We start from the raw sequence: 13807 nt of genomic DNA, 5'->3' as shown, positions 1-13807 counted from the left end.
GCTCCTCAGATCCTCTCGCTTTGCGCCTGCACATACAGCGAGCGGCCGGCGCCCAGCCCGGCAATAATCGCCCCGCTGCCCAACACCGCGAAGATCCAGCCCACGGCGTTCCAGCCGCCGGTCCAGTCATGCACCAGCCCCACGGCAAACGGCCCCATGGACGCCAGGGTGTAGCCGATGCCCTGGGCCATGCTCGACAGGTTGGCGGCCACATGGGTATCCCGTGAGCGCAGGACGATCAGCGTCAGGGCCAGGCTGAAAGTGCCTCCTTGCCCCAGGCCCAGCAGAATGGCCCAGCCCCACAAGCCATCAAGCGGTGCATACAGGCAACCGAACAGACCGCCCAAGGTCATCAACATGACGATCACGATGGCCAGACGCTGGTCCTTGCCGCGAGTCGCCAGCCAGGGCGCCGCCAGGGAGCTGGCCAGTTGCACGATGACCGAACCCGACAGCACCAGTCCGGCCTGGGTCGGAGTCAGCCCACGACCGATCAGGATCGATGGCAACCAGCCAAACACGATGTAGGCCAGGGACGATTGCAAGCCCATGTACAAGGTCACCTGCCAGGCCAGGCGATCACGCAGCAACCCGCGCACACGGAAAGCGACATGGTGGGCACCGTGTTTCTGCCCCACTTGAGGCAACCAGAACAGCGCTGCCATCAACGCCGGCACCACCCAGAAGCCAAGGCCCAGGGCCCAACTGTCGTCAAAGTGATGGCTCAAGGGCACTGTCGCGCCTGCAGCCATGGCTGCCCCCAGGCACAGGGCCATGGTGTAGACCCCGGTCATGCTTCCCGCATGCCGGGCGAAGTCGCGCTTGACGATGCCCGGCAGCAGCACCCCGATCACGCCGATGCTGGCCCCGGCCAGGATGCTCCCGGCAAAGACCCCGAACTCACCGAGCGAGCTGCGCAGGACAATGCCCAGGGCCAGGGTCAGGAGAATCCCCAGCACCACCCGTTCGGCGCCGAAACGCCGGGCCAGCAGCGGCGCCAAAGGCGCGAACAGCCCCAGGCACAACACCGGCAAAGTGGTCAGCAATCCCGCCTTGGCGGCCGACAGGCCCAGGCTCTGGGATACGTCACTGAGCAACGGCGCCATGCTCGACAGCGCCGGACGCAGGTTCAACGCCACCAGGATCAGCCCCAACAGCAACAGCCAGGGCCGCCGCAAAGGTGGCGGGGCCTGCTGGACTTCTTCGTCATCGGCCTCGGCATCGATCAACAACTCGGGAGGCGACGGGGTGTTCGGAGGGGACTGCTGGTTGGACATAAAGGTCTCGGGTTCAGGATTCGTTGATCAACTGGCGGGACAGGTGCTTGGCCCGCTCGGGGTCGCCCTGCTCGATGGCGTCCAGCAGATGCTGGTGGAGATCGAAGACGTCCTGGCGGCGCGGAGTGACCGTCAAGGCCTGGCGCAACTGGGCGCCCACCACACTGGAGAAATAGCGGTACAGCTGGCTCAGGGTCGGATTGTGCGCGGCATCCACCAGGCCCTGATGAAACACCAGGTCGCAGGCGATGTAGCTTTCCAGATCGCCATGAAAATGCCCGCCGCTGGCCTGCAAGGCTTCGCTCAAGGCGCGCAGGTCCTCGTCGGTGCGACGCAGGGCCGCGAGGCCAACCGCCTCCACTTCAAGGATCTGCCGGGTTTCCCGGGCCTGCTCCAGAGAGCATTGGGACAGGGCCTGGAGCATGTCCAGGGGATCAGCCACGGCTCGCAGGTAGCTGCCATCGCCCTGGCGAATCTCGATCAACCCGGAAAACGCCAGCACCCGCATGGCTTCACGCACGGTGTTGCGGCTGATGCCCAGCTCACTGGCCAGCTCCGGCTCGGTGGGCAGGCGCTGGCCGACGGCCCAGGCGCCCTTGGTGATGCGCAGGCGCAACTGTTCCAGGGCCTGGTCGACCAGGGAACGTTTGATCAGGGGGGAAATTTCGCTCATTGAACTCACTCTTTCATCCAATCATCGGATGAATTGCCCGACATGGTATTCAGGCTTTTCCGAGAGTTCAACGATTTAGGCTGGAGGAGGCACTTTCGCCATTGCAAACAGGCCTTGACAAAAAACCCTATAAGGGTAATTTCGGTCAAGCCTCAAGGGTGTCTCATGGAAAAGAAAACACCTCATTACGACCTGTCGCTGATCAAGGCACAGGTCGTTCGGCAAGGAGCACAAGCCTTCACTCGAAGCGCATTGCGCTGCGGCAGGGAACTCGGATTGTCCCTGGCCGCCATGCAACGAGTAGTAGCCGGACTCCAGGGCAGCCTGTTCTACAAATCGATGACCACCTATAGCGATCATCGGCTGTGGCAGGACGTGTACTACACCCGTATCGCTAACTGGACGCTCTACATCAAGGTCACCTACCGCCCCGGTGCAGGGCCTCCCGTGATCTCCTTCAAGGAGGCAGAGACTTGAAACAACAACAATGCTACAGCTGCGGCGCTCCGACCGGCATGCTGGCGTTCGAGCAGCGCAGCGAGCTCATCGACTACCGGCACCTACAGCGTCACCTCCATGGCCTGGCGGGCTGGGAATGCCAGGAATGCGGTGAAATCGAATTCGACGCCGCCAGTGCACAACGCTACGCCGCCGCGGGCGACCAATTGCTGGAAGAGTACCGGCAGAGCGTCGCCGCCGACATGAAGCGCATCCGCCGCCAGCTGCACCTCTCGCAGAAAGAGGCGGTCAAACTGCTGTCCGGTGGCGGGCACAACGCCTTTTCCCGTTACGAGCGCGGCGAAGTCGGCGTGCCCCAACCGCTGTACGTGCTGATGCGCCTGCTGGATCGCCACCCACAGTTGATGAAGGACGTACTGGAACTCAGCGCACCACAGCGGGCGCCTTCTGCCTCCAGCGACCACCCCGAACAACAGCTCGGCGCTGCCGGCGGTTGAACGCCGGGCAAAAATAAACCCGGAACCAGTCCGGGTTTATCGTCAGCGCGGGCCCTGCATCAGGATCAATGCAGGATCTGGCTCAGGAACAGCTTGGTGCGATCATTTTGCGGGTTGTCGAAGAAGTCATTCGGTGCCGCCTGCTCGACGATCTCGCCCTTGTCCATGAAGATCACCCGGTTGGCCACGGTGCGAGCAAAACCCATTTCATGGGTCACGCAGAGCATGGTCATGCCGTCTTCGGCGAGGCCGATCATGGTGTCCAGCACCTCCTTGACCATTTCCGGGTCCAGGGCCGAGGTGGGTTCATCGAATAGCATGATCTTGGGTTTCATGCACAGCGCCCGGGCAATCGCCACCCGTTGCTGCTGGCCACCGGAAAGCTGGCCCGGGTACTTGTGGGCCTGCTCCGGAATCCGCACCCGCTCCAAGTAATGCATGGCAATTTCCTCGGCCTTGCGCTTGGGCATCTTGCGCACCCACATCGGCGCCAGGGTGCAGTTCTGCAGGATGGTCAGGTGCGGAAACAGGTTGAAGTGCTGGAACACCATGCCCACTTCCCGGCGAATGGCCTCGATCTGCTTGAGGTCGTTGGTCAGCTCCACCCCGTCCACCACGATGCGTCCCTGCTGGTGCTCTTCCAGACGGTTGAGGCAGCGGATGGTGGTGGATTTGCCCGAGCCCGAAGGCCCGCACAGGACGATGCGCTCGCCCTGCTGGACGTTGAGGTTAATGTCCTTCAACACGTGGAACTGGCCATACCACTTGTTCACACCCTGCATCTGAATAATGCCTTCAGGGCCCACAGGCTTTTTGTTCGCTTCACTCATGGAGGTACTCCTAACGCTTGTGGCCTGTGTCCAACTTACGCTCCAGATGCATGGAGTAGCGGGACATACCAAAACAGAAAATCCAGAACACCAGGGCCGCGAAGACATAGCCTTCGGTGGCCATGCCCAGCCATTTGGGGTCGGCGGCGGCTTGCTTGACGCTGTTGAGCAGGTCGAACAGGCCAATGATGATCACCAGGCTCGTGTCCTTGAACAGGGCGATGAAGGTGTTGACGATCCCGGGGATCACCAGCTTCAGGGCCTGCGGCAGAATCACCAGGCCCATCGCGCGCCAGTAACCCAGGCCCATGGCGGCCGCCGCTTCGTACTGGCCCTTGGGAATGGCCTGCAAACCGCCACGCACCACCTCGGCCACATAGGCCGACTGGAACAGGATCACCCCGATCAACGCCCGCAGCAGCTTGTCGAAGTTCATGCCCTCGGGCAGGAACAGCGGCAACATCACCGACGACATGAACAGCACCGTGATCAGCGGCACGCCGCGCCAGAACTCGATGAAGGTCACGCAGACCACGCGGATCGCCGGCAGGTTGGAACGTCGTCCCAATGCCAGCAGGATGCCCAGGGGCAAGGCCCCGGCAATGCCCACCGTGGCAATCACCAAAGTCAGCATCAGGCCGCCCCACTGGCTGGTGGCGACAGTGCTCAGGCCCAGGTAGCCGCCGTGCAGCAGGGTGTAGGCCAACACCGGGTACCACACCAGGAAACACAGGCCGTAGATCGCTTTGCGAGCAAAGCGCGAGATGAACAAGGGAGCCACGCCGATCACCGCCAGCCACACGGTCAGGTCCACCCGCCAGCGCAGTTCCACTGGGTAGTAGCCATACATGAACTGGCCGAAACGCTGCTGGATGAACACCCAACAGGCACCGTCCTTGGTGCAGTCGGCACGGGTGGTGCCGACCCAGTTGGCGTCGAGGATCGCCCACTGCAGGATCGGCGGCACCACCAGGTAGATCAGGTAGAAGGCAAACAGGGTCAACAGGGTGTTTAGCCAGTTGGAGAACATGTTGGCGCGCATCCACGCCAGCACGCCGATACTGCGGCTGGGCGGCGGCATATCGGGCTTGAAAGTATGAGTCGTCATGGGCGCTTCCTCACCGCTCGATCAGCGCAATGCGCTTGTTGTACCAGTTCATCAGCAGGGAAATGCTGATGCTGATTGCCAGGTACACGCTCATGGTGATGGCAATGACCTCAATGGCCTGGCCGGTCTGGTTGAGCACCGTGCCGGCGAACAGCGAAACCATTTCCGGGTAACCGATACCGGCGGCCAGGGACGAGTTCTTCGCCAGGTTCAGATACTGGCTGGTCAATGGCGGAATGATCACCCGCAAGGCCTGGGGAATGATCACCTTGCGCAGGGTCGGACCGTTGCGCAGGCCCAGGGAACGGGCTGCCTCGGTCTGGCCGTGGCTGACCGACTTGATCCCGGAACGCACGATTTCGGCGATGAACGCCGCGGTGTAGACGGTCAGGGCCAGGGTCAGGGCCAAGAGTTCGGGGATCAGTACCCAGCCGCCGACGAAGTTGAAGCCTTGCAGCTTCGGCAACTCCCAATGCACGGGCGAGCCGAAGACCAGCGCGCACAGCGCCGGAATCACCAGCAACAACGCCAGGCCAGTCCAGAACTTGTGGAACGGCACCCCGGTGTCTTCAAAGCGTTTGTTGGCCCAGCGGCACATCAGCACGATGGCGACGATGGCCAGCACCACACTCGCAAAGAACGCCCAGAACCCTGGAGCCATCTGCGCCGCCGGCATGTTCAAGCCACGACTGCTGACGAAGAAGGTGTCGCCGAAGTTATGGCTGTTGCGCGGCCCCGGCATGGTCAGGAACACCGCGAAGTACCAGAACAGGATCTGCAGCAGCGGCGGAATGTTGCGGAACACTTCCACATACACCGTCGCCAGCTTGCTGATGATCCAGTTCTGCGACAGCCGCGCCACCCCGATGATGAACCCCAGCAAGGTCGCCAGGATCACCCCGATAAAGGTCACCAGCAGCGTATTGAGCAGACCGATGACGAAGACCCGGGCATAACTGTCCGCTTCGGTGTAGGCAATCAAGTGTTGAGCGATGCCGAAACCGGCGCTGCGCTCAAGAAAGTCGAAACCCGAGGTAATACCCCGGTGCTGGAGGTTGGTTTGCGTGTTGTCGAACAGAAACCAGCCCAGCGAAACCACCGCCACAAGGGTGATGATCTGGAACAGCCAGGCGCGCACACGCGGATCGCTGAGGCTAAGCCTCTGCTTGGGTGCGCCGATTGAATTTTGCATGAAGTGCCCCAGGAATAATGGAACAGAACATCACCCGGCGGTTGGCCCGCCGGGTGATAGAACCATCAGCGCACAGGTGGTGCGTATTGGATGCCGCCGTTGTTCCACAGCGCGTTCAGGCCGCGGTCGATGGCCAGTGGCGTGCTCTTGCCGAGGTTTTTCTCGAACACTTCACCGTAGTTACCTACTTGCTTGACGATCTGTACTACCCAGTCCTTCGGCAGTTTCAGGTCTTTGCCGTATTCACCGTCCGCGCCCAGCAGACGTGCTACATCAGGGTTCTTGGTGGACTTGGCTTCAGCTTCGACGTTTTTCGAAGTGATACCCGCCTCTTCGGCGTTGAGCATGGCGAACAGGGTCCACTTGACGATGCTGAACCACTCTTCGTCGCCCTTACGCACCACCGGGCCCAAAGGCTCCTTGGAGATGGTTTCCGGCAGTACGACGTATTCGGTCGGAGTCGCCAGCTTGCTGCGCTGTGCGTAAAGCTGGGACTTGTCGGAGGTCAGCACGTCGCAACGACCGGACTCCAGGGACTTGGCGCTTTCATCGGAAGTATCGAAGGTGATCGGGGTGTATTTCAGACCATTGCCGCGGAAGTAGTCCGACACGTTCAGCTCGGTGGTAGTACCGGCTTGAATACAGATGGTCGCACCGTCCAACTCCTTGGCACTTTTCACACCCAGTTTGTTGTTCACCAGGAAGCCAATGCCGTCGTAATAAGTGACGCCGGCGAACATCAAGCCCATACCCGCGTCACGGGAACTGGTCCAGGTGGTATTGCGCGACAGCACGTCGATCTCGCCGGATTGCAGCGCAGTGAAGCGCTCCTTGGCGTTCAGCTGGCTGAACTTGACCTTGGTCGCATCGCCGAATACGGCTGCGGCCACGGCACGGCAGACATCGGCGTCAATGCCGAGAATCTTGCCGGTAGCGTCCGGTACCGAGAAGCCCGGCAGACCATCGCTAACGCCGCACTGTACGAAACCTTTCTTCTGTACTGCATCGAGGGTCGCACCCGCCTGTGCGAAACCGCTTGTAGCCAGTACCGTGGCCGCCGTAACGACGGCCAGGGTGGATTTCAACATCTTCATTCAAACCTCCAGTTTTGCTCTTGTTGTGTCGGAGCTTGAGTCCTGCCGCACCCTCATGAGGCGCTGTTGACCCGCGTCGGCTTTTTATAGGGTCAAGCGGCGTAAGACCTTCGCTATGAGTCTAGTAGGAGAAATCCACGTAATGGGGGACCTACATCTCACCAATCGGCCGAACGGGCTTTAGCCCTTTGCAGTTCACAGAGCCCGTAGCGGCCGTAGGCGAACCGGTATCAGAGGAGGTGGGGTATGCCATCGCCCGCGGTAGCCTGTTAGTGTTACCGCCGGCAGAGCGTGCTATCACATCCGCTCCTCTTTCTGAGCCATAGCAAAGCCCGTACCACAGTTTCGGCTAAAGCGTTTCAGCCAGTGGTCAATAGCAAAACGTTCAACCGTGCGACATCTTCTTCACCGATCAACCGGGCGCGCCCCTTAACCTCGCACTCAATCAGCGCGCACGCACATAAATGGAGCAGCCATGACCGAGCCCTTGATTCTTCAGCCCAGCAAGCCCGCAGATGCCTGTGTGATCTGGCTTCATGGCCTGGGAGCGGACCGTTACGACTTCCTGCCGGTGGCCGAGATGCTGCAGGAAAAACTCTTGAGCACCCGCTTCGTCCTGCCCCAGGCACCGACCCGCGCCGTGACCATCAATGGCGGATACGCCATGCCAAGCTGGTACGACATTTTGGCCATGAGCCCGGCTCGCGCGATCAGTCGCGAACAGCTCGAAGAATCATCTGACGAGGTCATCAGACTGATCGAAGAGCAACGCGCAAGCGGAATAGACGCATCGCGCATTTTCCTCGCGGGTTTCTCCCAAGGTGGCGCCGTGGTACTGCACACTGCCTTCCTCAAATGGCAGGGTCCCTTGGGTGGCGTACTTGCCCTCTCCACCTATGCCCCGACCTTCAGCGATGAACTGCAACTTTGCGCCAGCCAACAGCGGATTCCGGTGCTGTCCCTGCACGGCCAGTACGACGAAGTGGTGCAGAACGCCATGGGACGCACCGCATACGAGTACCTGAAACAGCACGGTGTCACCGTGACATGGCAGGAATACCCAATGGGACACGAGGTGTTACCGGAAGAAATCCGTGATATCGGCACCTGGCTGAGCGAGCGTTTGCGCTAGAAAAAGTGCCTCGCGCCAGGACCACAAGCAACAGACTACGCCGCGCCCGTTTCTTGCATTACACTGGCCGGCGTACATTCCTTAACCAATTGATGAGATGACCGTGCTCAAAGCACTCAAGAAAATCTTCGGTAAAAGCGAGGCTGAGCCGCTCGCGCCAAGCCCCAGCGCCCCTTCCCCCAGTTCCAGCAGCCGCAATGACGGCCGTCAGCCGGAGCGGAGCGCACCTGCTACCGCAGCTAAAAAAGAACCGGTGAGCACACCGGCCGCCCCTTCCGCTCCCAAAGCACCGCGCCAAGAGAAGCCCAAGGCCGAGCAACCCAAACCTGAGCAAGCGCAGCGCCCGCGGCCGCCAAAACCAGCGGTCAGCACCTGGAAACTCGAAGACTTCGTGGTGCAACCCCAGGAAGGCAAGACCCGTTTCCACGACTTCAAGCTCGCTCCGGAACTGATGCACGCCATCCAGGACCTGGGCTTTCCCTACTGCACACCGATCCAGGCCCAGGTACTGGGCTTCACCCTGGCGGGTAAAGACGCCATCGGCCGTGCCCAGACCGGCACCGGCAAGACCGCCGCGTTCCTGATCTCGATCATCACCCAGTTGCTGCAGACCCCGCCGCCGAAAGAGCGCTACATGGGCGAACCACGGGCACTGATCATTGCCCCGACCCGGGAACTGGTGGTGCAGATCGCCAAGGACGCCGCGGCCCTGACCAAATACACCGGCCTCAACGTCATGACCTTCGTTGGCGGCATGGATTTCGACAAGCAGCTCAAGCACCTGGAAGCTCGCCACTGCGACATCCTGGTGGCCACCCCGGGCCGCCTGCTGGACTTCAACCAGCGCGGTGACGTGCACCTGGACATGGTCGAAGTGATGGTGCTGGACGAAGCCGACCGCATGCTCGACATGGGCTTCATCCCGCAAGTGCGGCAGATCATTCGCCAGACCCCGCCCAAGAGCGAGCGCCAGACCCTACTGTTCTCCGCCACCTTCACCGAAGACGTGATGAACCTGGCCAAGCAGTGGACCACCGACCCGGCGATCGTCGAGATCGAGGCCGAGAACGTCGCCAGCGAAAACGTCGAACAGCACATTTATGCCGTGGCCGGGGCCGACAAATACAAGCTGCTGTACAACCTGGTCACCGACAACGGCTGGGAACGGGTCATGGTCTTCGCCAACCGCAAGGATGAAGTGCGGCGCATCGAAGAACGCCTGGTGCGCGACGGCGTGAACGCCGCCCAGCTGTCCGGCGACGTGCCGCAGCACAAGCGGATCAAGACCCTGGAAGGCTTCCGCGAAGGCAAGATCCGTGTCCTGGTGGCCACCGACGTGGCCGGCCGCGGCATCCACATCGACGGCATCAGCCACGTGATCAACTTCACCCTGCCGGAAGTACCGGACGACTACGTGCACCGCATCGGCCGTACCGGGCGTGCCGGTGCCGACGGCGTCTCCATCAGCTTCGCCGGCGAGGACGACTCCTATCAGCTGCCATCGATCGAAGCCCTGCTGGGGCGCAAGATCAGCTGCGAGATGCCGCCGGCCGAGCTGTTGCGCCCAGTAGAGCGCAAACGCCCGCAAGCCTGATAACAGACGCGCCGAAAAAAACGCAGCCCATCACCGGCTGCGTTTTTTTTCGCCTGGATGTTGCTCAAGTAAACTAAAAGTCCATAATGGACAAATAAGTTTAACTCCTTGGGAACGCCTACATGCCCAGCACGCCCTACCTGATTGCTCAGACCGAAGCCCGCCAGTTGCTCGCGCAAATCGACGTCCCGCAGATCCTGCGCAAACTGTTTCGCGACCTGGCCGCCGGACTCGCCGTACAACCGCCACAACAGCTGGTGGAGTTTCCCCAGGGCGCCGGCGACTTCATCAACTACCTGGGCGTGCTGGCTGAAGATCGGGTCTACGGGGTCAAGACTTCGCCCTACATCGTTCGCGCCGAAGGCCCGCTGGTCACCGCCTGGACCCTGCTGATGTCCATGGACAGCGGCCAGCCCCTGCTGCTGTGCGACGCCGCCGAACTGACCACCGCACGCACCGCCGCCACTACGGCAGTCGCCGTCGATGCACTGGCCACGCCCGAGGCCCGGCACCTGGCAATCATCGGCAGCGGCGCCGTGGCCCAGGCTCACCTGCACTACGTGAAAGACCTGCGCCCCTGGCAGAGCATCCGCCTCTTTTCCCCAAGCCTTGCGAGCAAATCCGCCGAGGAGCTTGCGCGTCTCAAGGCCCTCGATCCGCGCCTGCAAATCGTCCTGCAGCTTGAGGAGGCTGTCGAAGATGCCGACGTGATCATGCTCTGCACTTCGTCCGCCGGACCGGTCATCGACCCACGCACCCTCAACAAGCCGGCGCTGATCACCTCCATCAGCACCAATGCGCCACGGGCCCATGAAGTGCCGCCCGCCGCACTGCAGCAGATGCAGGTCTATTGTGACTATCGCCGTACCACCCCGGGCTCGGCCGGCGAGATGCTGATTGCCGGTGAACAGCACGGCTGGGACAACGCGGCGATTCTCGGCGACCTGCCGGAGCTGCTGAGCAACCAGGCTCAACGCCCCAGCGCCGAGCGCCATGTGTTCTTCCGCTCCATCGGCCTGGGCCTGGAAGACATCGCCCTGGCCAATGCCCTGTACCACCTGCGGCACCCGCACTAAGGGCCTGTCACTTGCACTTTTCCAGGAGCCTTGAATGATCCAGGCAGATTTCATCATCATCGGCGGCGGTATCGCCGGAGCCTCCACCGGTTACTGGCTGTCGCGCCACGGCCGCGTCATCGTGCTGGAGCGCGAATCCCATCCGGCCTATCACTCCACCGGCCGCTCTGCCGCGCTCTACACCGCCGCCTATGGCACCGCCCAGGTGCGGGCCCTGACCCTGGCCAGCCGGGACTTTTTCGACCATCCGCCGGAGGGCTTCTGCGACCACCCGCTGCTGACGCCACGAGGGGAAATGACCGTGGACTTCACCGGCGATCCGGCCGAACTGAACAACCAGTACCTGAGCGCCAAGGCCACGGTGCCGGAGATGCAACTGCTCAGTGCCGACGAAGCCTGCGCTCGTCTGCCGATCCTGCGTCGCGAAAAGGTCCATGGCGCCCTCTACGACCCCAGTGCCAGCGACATCGACACCGACGCCCTGCATCAGGGCTACCTGCGGGGCATCCGCCGCCATCAGGGCCAGGTCTATACCGACCATGAAGTGCCGGGGCTGCACCGTGATGAACAAGGGCTGTGGCAGGTTCAAACCAGCGGCCAGGGCTTCAGCGCGCCGGTGCTGATCAACGCTGCCGGGGCCTGGGCCGACCAGATCGGCGCGATGGCCGGTGCCCGCCCCTTGGGCTTGCAACCCAAGCGCCGGGCGGCCTTTATCTTCGCCGGCCCGGAAGGGCTCGATACCCATCGCTGGCCGATGTTGGTGAGCCTGGACGAGTCCTTCTACATGAAGCCCGACGCCGGCATGTTCCTCGGTTCGCCGGCCAACGCCGACCCGGTGGAGCCCCATGATGTGCAGCCCGAAGAGCTGGACATTGCCCTGGGCATCTACCAGATCGAAGAAGCCACCACCCTGAGCATTCGTCGTCCGACCCGGACCTGGGCCGGCCTGCGCAGTTTCGTCAGCGATGGCGACTTGCTGGCCGGTTTTGATCCACAGGTGCCCGGGCTGTTCTGGGTCGCCGGACAAGGCGGCTATGGCATCCAGACCTCTCCGGCCATGGGCCAGGCCAGCGCCGCCCTGGTGCGTGGCCAACCCCTGCCGGAGCAGTTGACCCGCTTCGGCCTGGAGTCCGCCATGCTCTCCCCTGCCCGCCTCGGTTGAACCCGCCTGCGGGGTGACGCGCCCAAACGATTGCGGCACACTCCCAGCGCCCGCTAACGGCGGGCGCTGAAGCCGCCTGGAGTACGACCCATGACCTCACCCGCAAAGGACCCAGCCCTGGATAATTTCCGGGCGATTGCCGACGCCATTGCCACGCTGTTCTTCCCCCATGCCGAGGTGGTGCTCCACGACCTGCGCACCCAGAAGATCGACTACATCGCCAATAATCTGTCCAAGCGCGAAGTGGGCGACGATGCGGCCCTGGAAGACCTGCTCAGCGGCGACAGCAGCGAACGCAATATCGGTCCCTATGAAAAGCTCAACTGGGACGGCCAGAAGATCCGCAGCCTCAGCAGCGTGCTGCGCGACAGCCAGGGCCAGCCAATGGCCGTGCTGTGCATCAACCTGAACATCTCGCTGTTCGAAAATGCCAAGGCCGCGCTGGACCTGTTTCTCTCACCCAGCAAGCTGATTCCCCAGCCCGATTCACTATTTCGCGACGACTGGCAGGAACGCATCAACACCTTCCTGCACAACTGGCTGCGCGAGCGCCAGCTGGGCCTGAACCTGCTGACCCGCGAACACAAGCGCGAACTGGTACTGGCTCTGCACGCCGAAGGTGCCTTCAAGGGCAAGAGCGCCTCCAACTACGTGGCCAACGTACTGAGCATGGGCCGGGCGACGGTGTACAAGCACTTGAAGGAATTGAAGGGACAATAAAGGTTGCCGAGCTCGCCCCTACACATATCCCGTAGGAACGAGCTCGCGAAGGCGTCCTCAAGAACGCCACAACGTCTCAATCCCCATAAATATCCGACTTGAAGTACTTGGCCTGGATCTTCTGATATTCACCATTGGCCCGAATATCATCGATGGCCTTGTTCAACTCGCCCACCAGTTCACTGTTGCCCTTGCGCACTGCAATCCCGGCGCCTTCCCCAACGTATTTGGGATCTTTCAACTCAGGCCCGACAAAGGCGTAGTCGGCGCCCCGCGGCATCGACAGGAAATCCTCCAGGGGAATGGTATCGGCGAAGATCGCGTCCAGGCGCCCGGCCGCCAGGTCCATGTAGATCTCTTCGTTGTTGCTGTAGCGCACCACCTTGATGCCCTTGGGCTCGAAGACCTCGGTGGCGAAACGGTCGGTGGTGGTGGAACGCTGCACGCCCACGGTCTTGCCCTTGAGGCTGGCGTACTGGTCATCCACCACCGCGCCCTTCTTCATCACCAGGCGCGACGAAGTGAAGTAGTACTTGTGGGTGAAATCCACGGATTTACGCCGTTCCGCGGTGATGGTCATTGAGGACAGCGCGGCGTCGATCTTCTTCACTTTCAACGAGGGAATCAGGCCGTCGAACTCGCCCTCGATCCACTCGCACTTGACCTGCATCTGCGCGCACAAGGCATTGCCGATGTCGTAGTCGAAGCCACCAATCTTGCCGTCGGCGGTCTTGAAGGCGAACGGCGGATACGCCGCCTCGATGCCCAGGCGCAAGGTTTTCTCGGCAGCCATCAGGCTGCTGCACGCCAACAGGCTCAAGGCCAGGCCACTGATGAGGGGGAATTTTTTCATGTTCGTTCTCTCGCGGTTGTTGTTGGTTTGGCAAGACAGAAGGAAAGGATGAAACGGAGGACGCTGTATTTGTACTTGTAAATCCATACTGGACTTTTACGTACACATCGTCAACGGCGCGCACAGCGACTTATCCCCAG

Annotated in this window: 14 protein-coding genes; 7 read left to right on the top strand and 7 right to left on the bottom strand. The window is 61.7% G+C overall.

Annotated features, from left to right (window positions below):
- Nucleotides 1–5: 5 nt before the first annotated feature.
- Nucleotides 6–1277 carry a CynX/NimT family MFS transporter gene (locus tag PFZ56_RS11120; protein ID WP_170001108.1) on the bottom strand — a complete coding sequence of 424 codons (1272 nt, stop codon included), beginning with the start codon at nt 1275–1277 and terminating at the stop codon, nt 6–8.
- A gap of 13 nt (nt 1278–1290) precedes the next feature.
- Nucleotides 1291–1950 carry a FadR/GntR family transcriptional regulator gene (locus PFZ56_RS11115; protein ID WP_170001109.1) on the bottom strand — a complete coding sequence of 220 codons (660 nt, stop codon included), beginning with the start codon at nt 1948–1950 and terminating at the stop codon, nt 1291–1293.
- A gap of 165 nt (nt 1951–2115) precedes the next feature.
- Between PFZ56_RS11115 and PFZ56_RS11110 the strand changes: the two genes are divergently transcribed.
- Nucleotides 2116–2427: a type II toxin-antitoxin system MqsR family toxin gene (locus tag PFZ56_RS11110; RefSeq protein WP_102879072.1), complete on the top strand. Its 312-nt coding sequence runs from the start codon at nt 2116–2118 to the stop codon at nt 2425–2427.
- Nucleotides 2424–2906, top strand: a complete 483-nt coding sequence (locus tag PFZ56_RS11105; RefSeq protein ID WP_170001110.1) for a type II toxin-antitoxin system MqsA family antitoxin — start codon at nt 2424–2426, stop codon at nt 2904–2906. Before PFZ56_RS11110 ends, PFZ56_RS11105 begins: the two co-directional genes overlap by 4 nt.
- 65 nt (nt 2907–2971) lie before the next feature.
- Here the strand turns inward: PFZ56_RS11105 and PFZ56_RS11100 are convergent, their stop codons facing one another.
- The 4 genes from PFZ56_RS11100 to PFZ56_RS11085 all read right to left on the bottom strand — a co-directional run bounded on the left by PFZ56_RS11100 (nt 2972) and on the right by PFZ56_RS11085 (nt 7130).
- A complete protein-coding gene (locus tag PFZ56_RS11100) occupies nt 2972–3736 on the bottom strand; it encodes an amino acid ABC transporter ATP-binding protein (protein WP_102878472.1) in 765 nt (254 codons plus the stop codon).
- Between the two features lie 10 nt (nt 3737–3746).
- On the bottom strand, nt 3747–4844 hold the full coding sequence (locus PFZ56_RS11095) for an amino acid ABC transporter permease (RefSeq protein WP_102861261.1): 1098 nt from the start codon (nt 4842–4844) through the stop codon (nt 3747–3749).
- A 10-nt stretch (nt 4845–4854) separates the two neighbouring features.
- The gene (locus PFZ56_RS11090; protein WP_102861260.1) at nt 4855–6036 is read right to left on the bottom strand and encodes an amino acid ABC transporter permease; all 1182 of its coding nucleotides are present in this window, start codon (nt 6034–6036) and stop codon (nt 4855–4857) included.
- Nucleotides 6037–6101: 65 nt separating this feature from the next.
- On the bottom strand, nt 6102–7130 hold the full coding sequence (locus tag PFZ56_RS11085; RefSeq protein WP_102878470.1) for an amino acid ABC transporter substrate-binding protein: 1029 nt from the start codon (nt 7128–7130) through the stop codon (nt 6102–6104).
- Nucleotides 7131–7605: 475 nt separating this feature from the next.
- Between PFZ56_RS11085 and PFZ56_RS11080 the strand changes: the two genes are divergently transcribed.
- From PFZ56_RS11080 to PFZ56_RS11060, 5 genes are all read left to right on the top strand, one after another.
- Nucleotides 7606–8262 carry an alpha/beta hydrolase gene (locus PFZ56_RS11080; protein ID WP_102878469.1) on the top strand — a complete coding sequence of 219 codons (657 nt, stop codon included), beginning with the start codon at nt 7606–7608 and terminating at the stop codon, nt 8260–8262.
- A gap of 97 nt (nt 8263–8359) precedes the next feature.
- Nucleotides 8360–9856 carry an ATP-dependent RNA helicase RhlB gene (gene rhlB / locus PFZ56_RS11075; RefSeq protein ID WP_170001111.1) on the top strand — a complete coding sequence of 499 codons (1497 nt, stop codon included), beginning with the start codon at nt 8360–8362 and terminating at the stop codon, nt 9854–9856.
- A gap of 122 nt (nt 9857–9978) precedes the next feature.
- The gene (locus PFZ56_RS11070) at nt 9979–10932 is read left to right on the top strand and encodes an ornithine cyclodeaminase family protein (protein WP_170001112.1); all 954 of its coding nucleotides are present in this window, start codon (nt 9979–9981) and stop codon (nt 10930–10932) included.
- 34 nt (nt 10933–10966) lie between these two features.
- Entirely contained in the window at nt 10967–12094 is a 1128-nt protein-coding gene (locus PFZ56_RS11065; protein ID WP_170001113.1) for an FAD-binding oxidoreductase, read from the top strand.
- 90 nt (nt 12095–12184) lie between these two features.
- Complete coding sequence (locus PFZ56_RS11060) at nt 12185–12814, top strand: transcriptional regulator (protein WP_102878465.1); 630 nt, start codon at nt 12185–12187, stop codon at nt 12812–12814.
- Between the two features lie 76 nt (nt 12815–12890).
- Here PFZ56_RS11060 and PFZ56_RS11055 read toward each other — a convergent pair whose 3' ends face one another.
- Nucleotides 12891–13667, bottom strand: a complete 777-nt coding sequence (locus PFZ56_RS11055) for an ABC transporter substrate-binding protein (RefSeq protein ID WP_102878464.1) — start codon at nt 13665–13667, stop codon at nt 12891–12893.
- Between the last annotated feature and the right edge of the window lie 140 nt (nt 13668–13807).

This window comes from Pseudomonas danubii (assembly GCF_042980055.1).
GTDB lineage: Bacteria > Pseudomonadota > Gammaproteobacteria > Pseudomonadales > Pseudomonadaceae > Aquipseudomonas > Aquipseudomonas danubii.
The sequence above is the reverse complement of the archived record's forward strand: the minus strand, read 5'-3'. Positions and strand labels throughout refer to the sequence as shown.